Annotated in this window: 10 protein-coding genes; 2 read left to right on the forward strand and 8 right to left on the reverse strand. The window is 74.5% G+C overall.

Annotation, left to right across the window (positions count from 1 at the left end):
* Nucleotides 1-22 precede the first annotated feature (22 nt).
* The 3 genes from AKI01S_RS26750 to AKI01S_RS26760 form a co-directional block, all read right to left on the reverse strand.
* Nucleotides 23-1,159 (reverse strand): serine hydrolase domain-containing protein, encoded by a 1,137-nt coding sequence (locus AKI01S_RS26750; RefSeq protein ID WP_067823856.1) that lies wholly within the window; start codon nt 1,157-1,159, stop codon nt 23-25.
* A gap of 49 nt (nt 1,160-1,208) precedes the next feature.
* On the reverse strand, nt 1,209-1,829 hold the full coding sequence (locus tag AKI01S_RS26755; RefSeq protein ID WP_067823792.1) for a LysE family translocator: 621 nt from the start codon (nt 1,827-1,829) through the stop codon (nt 1,209-1,211).
* 79 nt (nt 1,830-1,908) lie between these two features.
* A complete protein-coding gene (locus tag AKI01S_RS26760) occupies nt 1,909-3,000 on the reverse strand; it encodes an aminotransferase class V-fold PLP-dependent enzyme (protein WP_067823796.1) in 1,092 nt (363 codons plus the stop codon).
* Nucleotides 3,001-3,084: 84 nt separating this feature from the next.
* Between AKI01S_RS26760 and AKI01S_RS26765 the strand changes: the two genes are divergently transcribed.
* Nucleotides 3,085-3,990 (forward strand): LysR family transcriptional regulator, encoded by a 906-nt coding sequence (locus tag AKI01S_RS26765; RefSeq protein WP_067823801.1) that lies wholly within the window; start codon nt 3,085-3,087, stop codon nt 3,988-3,990.
* Here the strand turns inward: AKI01S_RS26765 and AKI01S_RS26770 are convergent.
* From AKI01S_RS26770 to AKI01S_RS26785, 4 genes are all read right to left on the reverse strand, one after another.
* Nucleotides 3,956-5,350: an alkaline phosphatase PhoX gene (locus tag AKI01S_RS26770; RefSeq protein WP_067823803.1), complete on the reverse strand. Its 1,395-nt coding sequence runs from the start codon at nt 5,348-5,350 to the stop codon at nt 3,956-3,958. The two genes, AKI01S_RS26765 and AKI01S_RS26770, sit on opposite strands and share 35 nt — an antisense overlap.
* A gap of 188 nt (nt 5,351-5,538) precedes the next feature.
* A complete protein-coding gene (locus AKI01S_RS26775; protein ID WP_067823806.1) occupies nt 5,539-6,006 on the reverse strand; it encodes an SRPBCC family protein in 468 nt (155 codons plus the stop codon).
* 56 nt (nt 6,007-6,062) lie between these two features.
* Nucleotides 6,063-6,833: a carbonic anhydrase gene (locus tag AKI01S_RS26780; RefSeq protein WP_218009813.1), complete on the reverse strand. Its 771-nt coding sequence runs from the start codon at nt 6,831-6,833 to the stop codon at nt 6,063-6,065.
* Nucleotides 6,834-6,864: 31 nt separating this feature from the next.
* Complete coding sequence (locus tag AKI01S_RS26785) at nt 6,865-7,848, reverse strand: helix-turn-helix transcriptional regulator (RefSeq protein WP_084000291.1); 984 nt, start codon at nt 7,846-7,848, stop codon at nt 6,865-6,867.
* Between the two features lie 63 nt (nt 7,849-7,911).
* On the opposite strand from AKI01S_RS26785, the gene AKI01S_RS26790 reads away from it, so the two are divergent.
* Nucleotides 7,912-10,191 (forward strand): ATP-binding cassette domain-containing protein, encoded by a 2,280-nt coding sequence (locus AKI01S_RS26790; protein ID WP_067823812.1) that lies wholly within the window; start codon nt 7,912-7,914, stop codon nt 10,189-10,191.
* Here AKI01S_RS26790 and AKI01S_RS52910 read toward each other — a convergent pair.
* Nucleotides 10,164-10,744 (reverse strand): nuclease-related domain-containing protein (locus AKI01S_RS52910; RefSeq protein ID WP_067823815.1); only part of this gene is annotated, 581 nt, incomplete at its 5' end. The genes AKI01S_RS26790 and AKI01S_RS52910 overlap by 28 nt on opposite strands.

A 10,744-nucleotide genomic window follows, 5' to 3' on the forward strand; every position in this document is an offset into this window, starting at 1 on the left:
CCAGTCGACACCCACCCCGGTCTCAGGCCCCCAACGACGCGTAGGCGGCCATCACGATGCCGACGCCCCGGGTGTCGCCCAGCGTGCCGCCGAGCATCCGGTTCATCACATACGCCACGCACAGGCGCGCGTCCAGGTCGACCACCACCAGCGAGCCGCCCCACCCGCCCCAGAAACACGCGCGCGGGTTCGGCGAGATCGGCACCTCGTCGCTGCGCAGCCCGTAGCCCATGCCGTAGCGCATCGCCACGCCCAGGAAACGGTCCTTGCCGTGGAACTGCTCCTGCAACACCGCCTCGCACCCGGCGGGCGACAGCAGCCGCACGCCCCGCGCCTCGCCCCCGTTGGCCAGCACCGACTGCACCGCCGCCACCGCACGCGCGTTGCCGTGACCGCCCGCCGCCGGGACCTCCGCGCGCCGCCACGCGGCGGTGTTGGCGGTCGCGGCCGAGAACGGGGGGTTGGCGAAGAACCGGGCCGCCTCCCGCATCGCCTCCCGCTCCGGCCCCTCCGCCGGAACCGGCGCCGGAATGATCGGCGACACGCGGTGGTCGTGCTCGGGGGCCAGCCCGATGTGGAAGTCGGCGCCCAGCGGACCGGCGACCTGCTCGGCGAAGAACCGCCCCACCGTCGTCCCGGTCACCCGCCGGATCACCTCGCCCACCAGGTACCCCTGGGTGAAGGCGTGGTAGCCCGCCGCCGTCCCCGGCTCCCACGCCGGCGCCTGCCGCGCCAGCACCGAGGTCGCCTTCTCCCAGTCGTACAGGTCCTCGGTGGCCATCGGCTCGGCCTCCCAGGCCGGCAGCCCGGCGGTGTGCGACAGCAGGTGCCGTACCTCCACCCGGTCCTTGCCCGCCGCCGCGAACTCCGGCCAGTACCGCGCGACCGGGGCGAACAGGTCCAGTTCGCCCCGGTCGGCCAGCACCAGCGCGCACAGCGCCGTCATCGTCTTGGTGGTGGACCAGCAGTTGACGATCGTGTCGCGTTCCCACGGCCGCGTCCGCTGCTCGTCGGCGTGGCCGCCCCACAGGTCCACCACCGGCTCGCCGTCCAGGTAGACCGCCGCCGAGGCCCCCACGTCGTCGCGGTCCAGCGACGCCGCCAGGACCTCGCGCACCGCGCCGAACCGTTCGTCACACGTGCCGTGGATCTCCGCCATGAACGCACCGTAGCCCGCCGCGCCCACCCGCACTAGAGCGACGTTCGGGTCAGTCGGCCGCCATCCGCACGCCCAGCCCGATCAGCGCCGCGCCGGTCACCCCGTCGATGGCCCGCCGCACCCCCTCGCGCGAGAACACCCGCCGCAACGCGCCCACCACGTTGGCCACCACCAGGAACCAGGCTCCCGCCACCAGCGTCGCCACCACCGACAGCACCAGCGTCCCGCCCACCCGCGGGTCGTCGCCCAGGAACTGCGGCATCAGCGCCACGAAGAACGCCGCCGCCTTGGGGTTGAGGACGTTGGTCAGCAGCCCCTGCCGGAACCCGGCCCACGCCGACGCCCGGCGCCCGCCCTCGGTCGCGGGCTCCGCGCCGCCGCCCCGGCGCGCCGCCAGCAACGACCGCACCCCCAGGTACAGCAGGTACACCGCGCCCGCGACCTTCACGACGGTGTAGGCGGTCGCCGACGCCGCCAGCAGCGCCGCCACCCCCAGCGCGGCCGTGGCCGCCCACACGAACACCCCGACCGCGATCCCGGCGGCGGCCGCCATCCCGGCCCGCCGCCCGCCGGTGGCCGCCTGCCGCACCACCACCGCGAAGTCGGGCCCCGGCGCCAGCGCGCCGAGCAGCATCACCCCCGCGAACGCCGCCACCTGTGCCAACGTCATCGCATCCCCTTTCATCGAAGATCAGCGGATTATGCCAGGACCGAGCTCGGCCGGCCTCCTCCCCGCCACCCGGCCGTCCTCATCCGCGGGCTCCCCGCGCCGGCTCCCGGCGCACCACCCGGCCCGCCAGCGCGGCGACCGCCCTGTCCACGTCCTCCTCATCGGTGGAGACGTGGAACGCGCACCGCAGCCGTCCGGCCCGCAGCGCGGCCACCACCCCGTGGGCGCGCAGCGCCTCGGCCGTGCCGTCGACCACCGGGACCGACACGATCGCCGAGTCCCCCGGAGGCAGCCCCAGCCCCGCCCGGAAACGGTTGGCCAGCGCCACGTCGTGGGTGTGGATCGCCTCGACCCCCACCCGCTCCAGCCACTCCAGCGCCGGGGCCTGCCCCACCCAGCTCGACCAGGCCGGGGACAGGTCCAGACGGCGCGCGTCGTCCGCCAGCCGCAGCGGAGGGCCGTACAGGGAGTCCCACACCTCGGCCCCGGCGTACCAGCCCGCCCCGACCGGCGGAAGCTGCGCCAGCGCCTCGCGGCTTCCGGTCAGGAACGCGGTGCCGCGCGGCCCGAGCAGCCACTTGTAGCCGCCGCACACCACCAGGTCCACCCGGTCCATGGGCAACGGCAGCCAGCCCGCGGCCTGCGTGGCGTCCAGCAGGATCCGCGCCCCGCACGCCCGCGCCGCCTCGGCCAGCTCCGCCAGCGGCGCGATCCGGCCGTCGGCCGACTGCACCGCCGACACCGCCACCAGATCGACCCGCTCGTCCACCGCCTCGGCGATCCGCTCCAGCGGCACCGACCGCACCGTCAGCTCCGGCCGCGCCAGGAACGGGAACAGCACCGAGGTGAAGTCCTCCTCGGCCACCAGCACCGTCGCCCCGGCGGGCAGCGACGCCGCGACCAGCCCGACGAAGTACGACACCTGCGGTCCGACCGCCACCCGCTCGGCGGGCACCCCCGCCAGCCGCGCGAACGCCGCGCGCGAGCGCCGCACCGCCTCGTCCATCGCCGCCAGGTCCAACGTCCCGGCGGCACGTGCCCGCTCGGCCTCCAGCATGGCCCGGTGCGCGGCGCGCGGCGGCAGCCCGTAGGCGGCGGTGTCGAGATAGGCGACCTCGGCGGCGAACTCCCGCCGGGCCTCACTGAGGGAAATCCTGGTCGAAATGCTCATACTCCGATGATCCGCCTCACCACAGCCATAGGGCAAAGTGAGATTTTCTGGCTCACCCCAAAATCTGATTGATACCTTGCGTCCATGCTGGACCTGCACCGCGCCCGCGTGCTGCGCGAGGTCGCCCGGCTCGGCTCGATGACCGCCGCCGCCCGCGCCCTGTCGTTCACCCAGCCCGCCGTCTCCCACCACATCGCGCGCCTGGAGGCCGAGGTGGGAACGCCGCTGGTGGTGCGGCACGGGCGCGGCGTGCGGCTCACCGAGGCCGGGCGCATCCTGGTCGACCACATCGAGGACGTGCTGGCCCGCACCGCCGACGTGGAGGAGCGCATCGCCGCCATCGCCGGGCTGCGCGCCGGACGCGTGCGCGCGGCGGTGTTCCCCACCGCCGCCGCGGCCCTGCTGCCCGACGCCCTGGCCCGGCTGCGCGAGCGCGCCCCCGGCGTCGCCGTCACCCTCACCGAGGCCGAGCCGCCCCAGGCCCTGGCCCTGCTGCGCGCGGGCGAGGCCGACCTGGCGGTGGTGTTCGCCTACCCGCACTCCCCGCCCGACACCGACACCCGCCTGCGCGAGATCCCGCTGCACGAGGACCCCATCCACCTGGCGCTGCCCGCCGGCCACCCCCTGGCCGGGAAGGGGCGGCTGCGGCTGGCCGACCTGGCCGACGACCCCTGGGTCTCGGGCTGCGAACGCTGCCGCGGCCACCTGCTGCACGCCTGCGCCGAGGCCGGGTTCACCCCCCGCATCGCGTTCGCCACCGACGACCACGTGGCCGTGCAGTGCCTGGTCTCCCGGGGGCTGGCCGTCACCGCCCTGCCCGGCCTGGCGTTCGCGCTGCACCGCGAGGCGGGCGTGGTGCGCGCCGACGCCCCCGAGCTGGGCCACCGCCGCATCGCCGCCGTGGTCCCCGCCGGGCCCCGGCCGCCCGCCGTCGCCGCGCTGCTGGACGAGCTGGCTACAGGCCCGTACCCCGGTGCCAGGGACCGGTGATGGCGAAGGTGGTCCCCGGGTCGTAGACGTTGACGAACATCGTGCGGCCGTCCGGGGAGAACGTCACCCCCGCGAACTCGCCGTACTCGGGAGCCTGCGGGGTGCCGATGTTCTGCCGGTTGCGGGCCATCGGGTACACCCGGCGCTTGCGCGTCACGCCGTACACGAACTGCTCGCCGCCGCCGTCCTCGCACACCATCAGCCCGCCCTGCGGGGCCAGGCAGATGTTGTCGGGTGATTCGCCCGGCTTGTTCACATCGGTTCCGCGGCCGAACACGATGACCAGCGTCAGGCGGTTGCGGCGCGGCTCATAGGACCACACCTGCCCGAAGTGGTCGGCCCCGGAACCCTCCCGCGACCGCGCGTAGCTGGAGACGAAGTAGACCCGGTCACCGCCCCAGTAGCAGCCCTCCAGCTTCTGGGCGTGGGTGATGCCGCCCCTGCCGAAGTCCTGCAACCGGATCGGGGTCTGCTTGGCCAGCGGGTCGGGGACCTTCACCCACTCGACCTTGTCGAAGCTGGTCCCGGCCTGCTGCACCACCGACAGGTCGGGCACGCCCGGCACCCGCAGCGCCTCCAGCCGCCCGCCCGCGTGCAGGCTGCCGAACCCGCCCTTGGGCCTGCGCGGCAGGAACCGGTAGAACAGCCCGAATGGATGGGCGAACGCGTCCTCGGTCTCGTACACGATCCCGCTGTGCGGGTCGACGGCGACGGCCTCGTGCTGGAAGCGCCCCATCGCGGTGAACGGCTTGGCGTCGGTGCGCCCCCGGTAGGGGTCCACCTCGAAGATGAACCCGTGGTCCTTGGAGTAGCCGTTGGTCCCGGCCTTGGACTCGTCCTCCTCGCACGTCAGCCACGTACCCCACGGGGTGGGGCCGCCCGCGCAGTTGACGGCGGTCCCGGCGATGGCGACCCGTTCGGTGCGCACCTTCCCGCCGGAGAGCCCGATCGTGGTGCAGCCGCCCTTGGCCGCCGGGTCGTAGGTGATGCCCTTGACGACGGGCACCGGGTTGCGGGCGTTGGGCCGGTTCTCGTGGTTGCGCACCAGCCACAGCTCGTCGCGACCACGGCCCGGCAGGGCGGTCATGCCGTCGTGGTTGCCGGGCACCTTGCCCTGCCCGGACCGCAACGGCCTGCCCTCGCGCGACAGGATCGTGTAGCGGAAGCCGCGCGGCAGGTCCAGGATCCCCTTGGGATCGGGGACCAGCGGCCCGTACCCGTCGGTGCCGCCGACCGCGGCGGCGGCCCGCGCGGCGGGCTCGCTGCCGCCGAACAGCTCCTCCACCGCCCCGGTGAAGGCGATTCCGGCCGCGCCCAGCGCCCCGGATGTGGCCAGCACCTGCCGACGTGTCACGGTCATGGGGGTCCTCCGCCGCTCGGGAAGCTCGTGAATCACCCGTGTGTAGCACGAGTCACACCGCGGCGAAAGGGGTCATTCCCTCCCCGAACAGCCGGACGGGCGCTCCGGCCGATGGCCGGAGCGCCCGCCGGGGCGCCTCCTGGTTCGTTCCGGGAAGCGGCAGGACATGTGGGACGCGGTGGGGCGCGTCAGGACGTGGGGTCCTGTCCGACCTCGCCGCGCCAGGCGCCGGTCTCCTGACCGCCGCGCGCCTCGATGAACTCCTTGAACTTCTTCAGGTCGCCCTTGACCCGGCGCTCGACGACGTTGAGCGCGTCGGCGGCCTTCTCGGCGACGCCCTCGGGCTCGTACTCCATCTGCAGCATCACGCGCGTCTGGTTCTCACCGAGCCGGTGGAACGTCACCACGCCCGCCTGCCGGGGCTCGCCGATGGAGGTCCACGCCACCCGCTCGTCGGGGATCTGCTCGGTGATCTCGGCGTCGAACTCCCGCTTGACCCCGGCGATGCTGGTCACCCAGTGCGTGCGGGTGTCGGAGATCTGGTCGATGCGGTCCACGCCCTCCATGAACTCCGGGAAGCTCTCGAACTGGGTCCACTGGTTGTAGGCGGTGCGGACCGGCACCTGTACGTCGATCGACTGTTCGATCCTGCTCATCGTCGGTTTTCCCTCCTGGGTGCTTGGGTCGAGTGCCCTGCCCGAGGAGGTGCGGGTCAAACACCCAGCGTCGCGAGCGGTGACACGACCCCGGTGTCGAGGCTGTAGTAGGCCCCCACCAGCCCGAGCGCACCGGAGCGCAGCCGACCGGCCAGCGCCGGATCGGCTTTCAGCGTCTGCACCGTGCGCAGGATCTGCGCACGGACGGTCGCCTCCACCAGCGCGGCGGTCTCCGCGCGAGGCCCGGCCTGGCGGCGGGCGTCGGCGAACGCCGGACGCAGCGCCGTCACGATCTCGCCCAGCCCGCCGGGCGGTCGGTGTCCACCGCTCAACGCGGCCACGGCGGCGGCGACCGCGCCGCACCGCTGGTGACCCAGCACCACGATCAGGGGGGTGTCGTTCTCCAGCGGCCCGTACTCCACCGACCCGGTCACCAGCCCGTCGAGGGTCTGCGCGCCGGTCCGCACCGCGAACACGTCACCCACCCCCTGGTCGAACACCGTCTCGGGCGGCACCCGCGAGTCGATGCAGGTCACAACCGTCGCCAGCGGGGACTGCCGGGCGGCGACCTGGCGGCGGCGCCGATCGCTCTGGTCGGGATGGAGCAACCGGCCCTCCGCCCAGTGCCGGTTGCCATCGGTCAGCCGACGCCACGCCTGCGCCGGGGTGAGCCGCTCGTTGGGATCGCGGTCCACGGCGGCGGCGGGCCGGGTGGAGCGGGCGCACCCGACGGCCAGGGGAAACGTGACGGCGGCGGCCAGCCCGCCGCGCAGCAGTGCCCGGCGCAAAGCGTCGGGTGGGGGGACAGAACGGCCGAACGACATCATCGCCTCTTCCTCGACCCTCGTTATCCTATTGTCACAGCTCAGAGCCGCCGCCGCCCGCCGAACGCGACAGACGCGCGCCCATCCGGCGCACCAACGCGGCGAGCTCGGGCGGCTCGCGAACCTCGAAATCGACGTCGAGATAGGCGATCCGCAGCGCCGTCCACTCTAACGAGTCGGCCGCGGTGCGCAGCAGGCAGGTGCGTTCGTCGACGGGCTCCAGCTCCCCCGGGCCCACCCGGAACCGTTCGGCGACCTCGTCGGCCGGGGCGTGCACCAGCAGCACCGCGCGCGTGGCCGGCCGCGCCCCCGACAGCGAACGCCGCACGAAACCGGCCGGGTCCTCCCCGCCGGGCAGCTCGCGCGGCGCGACCCGCACCCCGGTGGGACGCACCTCGTCCAGGCGGTCCACCCGGAAGGTCCGCCAGTCCTCCCGGTCGCAGTCCCAGGCCAGCAGGTACCAGCGCCGCGAGGCCGTCACCAGCCGGTGCGGCTCGACCAGGCGGCGGCCGTGCGCGCCGTCGCTCCCCCGGTGGCGGAACCGTACGCGTTCCCGGTCCCGGCAGGCGGTGGCCAGCGCGGTCAGCGTCGCCGGATCGGCCGCCGGGCCGGCGGGCGGACCGTCCAGCGCCACGGTCGCCTCGTGCAGCGCGGCGACCCGCCGCCGCAGCCGGTCCGGCAGCACCTGCTCCAGCTTGGCCAGCGCCCGCAGCGCGCTGTCCTCGATCCCGGTCACCGCGCCCCGGGCCGCGCCGCGCAGCCCGACGGCGATGGCGACCGCCTCCTCGTCGTCCAGCAGCAGCGGCGGCATCGCGGCCCCGGCCTCCAGCCGGTAACCGCCGATCGCGCCGCGCGTGGCGCGCACCGGATAGCCCAGGTCGCGCAGCCGTTCCACGTCACGGCGCACGGTGCGCTCGCTGACGCCGAGCCGCTCGCTCAGCTCCGGTCCGGTCCGTTCGCGGCGGGTCTGCAACAGGCTCAGCAGCCGCAGCAGCCGCGCCGAGGTGTCGGTGCTCACCCGCCCCAGTATCCCGGCCAATCAGGCCGGAAGCTGACCTGATGGCCGCCTAGCGTCACCGCCATGACCCGCCACAGCACCCACATCACGATCACCGGAGCGCGTGAGAACAACCTGAGGGACCTGACCCTGCGCGTCCCCAAGGAACAGATCACGGTGTTCACCGGCGTGTCGGGTTCGGGCAAGTCGTCGCTGGTGTTCGACACGATCGCCGTGGAGTCCCAGCGCCAGCTCAACGAGACCTTCACCTGGTACATCCGCAACCGCCTGCCCCGCTACGAGCGGCCCGCCGTCGACGCCGTCGAGGGACTGGCCCCGGCCGTGGTGGTCGACCAGCGGCCGATCGGCGGCAACGCCCGCTCCACCGTCGGCACCGCCACCGACATCGCCTCGGTGCTGCGGGTGCTGTTCTCCCGGTGCGGCGAGCCCAGCGCGGGCGAGGCCACCCGGTACTCGTTCAACGACCCGCGCGGCATGTGCCCCGAATGCGACGGTCTGGGACGCGTCGTCCGTGTCGTCCCCGACCGGCTCCTGGACCGGGACAGAACCCTCAACCAGGGCGCGATCCGCTTCGAGCCGTTCGCGGTCGGCACCTTCGCGTGGCAGCTGTACGCCGAGTCCGGCCTGTTCGACCCCGACAAGCCGCTGCGCGCGTTCAGCGAGCAGGAGATGGAGCTGCTGCTGCACGGCAAGGGCTTTCGCGTCCCCCGCCTCAACCGCACCGGCTCGGTGGGGCACAACGCCTACGAGGGCGTGGTCGAACGCATCGAGCGCCTCTACCTCAAACGCGACCCGGACGCGCTGCCCGCCAGGCTCCGCGACGCCACCCGGCGGGTCACCGGCGCCCGGACCTGCCCGCTGTGCGAGGGCGCCCGCCTCAACCGGACGGCCCTGGCCAGCCGGATCAACGGCCGCACCATCGCCGACCTGAGCCGCATGGAGATCCCCGACCTGATCGCCGCGCTGGAGGAGGTCACCGACCCGGTCGGCGCGCCCGTCGCCGCGGCCGCCGTCACCCGCCTGCGCCGCCTGGAGGCGATCGGCCTGGGCTACCTGAGCCTGGACCGCGCGACCGCCACCGTCTCCGGCGGCGAGGCCCAGCGCCTGAAGGTGGTGCGGCACCTGGGCTCCGGCCTGACCGGCCTGACCTACGTCTTCGACGAACCCAGCGTCGGCATGCACCCGAGCGACGTCGGCCGCCTGAACGACCTGCTGGTCCAGCTGCGCGACAAGGGCAACACCGTGCTGGTGGTCGAGCACGACCCCGACGTCATCGCCATCGCCGACCACGTGGTCGACATGGGCCCCGGCGCGGGAGCGGACGGCGGCCGGATCGTCTTCCAGGGCACCGTCGCCGACCTGCGCCGCGCCGACACCCCCACCGGCCGGTGCCTGCGCCGCGGCGTCCGGCCCAAGGCCGTCCCGCGCGAGCCGACCGGCTGGCTCACCGTCGCCGGAGCCGACCGGCACAACCTCAAGAACGTCACCGTGCGGTTCCCCACCGGCGTGCTCACCGCCGTCACCGGGGTGGCCGGATCGGGCAAGAGCACCCTGGTCACGCGGGAGCTGGTCGCCCGCCACCCCGGGACGACCGTGGTGGACCAGTCGCCGATCGCGGCCTCCCGGCGGTCCAGCCCCGCCACCCACCTGGGCGTCATGGACGCCATCCGCAGGCTGTTCGCCGAGGCGACCGGCGCCGACATCGGCCTGTTCAGCTTCAACTCCAAGGGAGCCTGCCCCGGCTGCGACGGCAACGGCGTCATCTTCACCGACCTGGCCTACATGGATCCGGTCACCACCGTCTGCCCCGACTGCCACGGCACCCGCTACCGGCCCGAGGTCCGCGACCACACCCTGCGCGGCCTGTCGATCGTCGACGTGCTCGCCCTGACCGTGCGGCAGGCCGCCGACTTCTTCATCGAACCGAGGATCACCCGGCGGCTGCGGCCGGTCGTCGAGGTGGGCCTGCCCTACCTCACCCTCGGGCAGCCGCTGTCGACCCTGTCGGGTGGTGAACGCCAGCGCCTGAAACTGGCCGGGCACCTGCGCCGTACCGGCGCGGTCCACGTGCTGGACGAGCCGACCACCGGCCTGCACCGGGCCGACACCGACACCCTGCTGGCACTGTTGGACCGCCTGGTCGACGCCGGCAACACCGTCATCGTCATCGAACACGACCCGGCCGTGGCGGCCCACGCCGACTGGATCGTCGACCTGGGGCCCGGCGGCGGCAGGCACGGCGGCGAGGTCGTCTTCACCGGCACCCCGGCCGCGCTGCTCGACCACCCCACCTCGATCACCGCCCGGCACCTGCGTCAGGCGGCGCGGGGCGGCTCCCGGTAGGGCGGGAACAGGCGCTCGCACTCCCGCCGGACCCGTTCGGCGCGCGCCGGGTCGGCGGCCGGGCAGTGCCGGACGATCCAGCGGCGGACCTGGCGGGCGCGCAGCAGCGGCACCCCGTTGACCGCCACCCGCCGCAGCAGCGGCAGGTCGCCGCCGTGCACGGCCAGCACCGCCCGCACCTCCACCGGCCCGCCCAGCGCCCGCGCCAGCTCCTCGCGGACCCGGCGCGCCTCGTACCGCGCGGGCTGCACCGTGCGTCCGGTGCGGCACAACCGGCGGCCGCGCGCCCAGTTCTTGGAGTCCACCAGCACCACGGTCCCGGCCGGGGTGATCACCAGATGGTCCAGGTTGGCGCGGCCGCGCGGCAGGGCCCGGTCGTGCAGCACCGCGAACCCGGCCCGTTCCAGCGGCCGCAGCAGCCGGGCGGTGCGGCGCTCGCCCAGCGCCCCGCGCGCCCACGACCGCGCGGCGTCGGTGCGGTGCAGCCACAGCGTCGTGCCGCCCGCGCCCCACAGCGCCCCCACCAGCAGGCCGGCCCAGCCGCCCAGCAGCA

The organism is Actinomadura kijaniata NBRC 14229 (assembly GCF_001552175.1).
Classification (GTDB): Bacteria; Actinomycetota; Actinomycetes; order Streptosporangiales; family Streptosporangiaceae; genus Spirillospora; species Spirillospora kijaniata.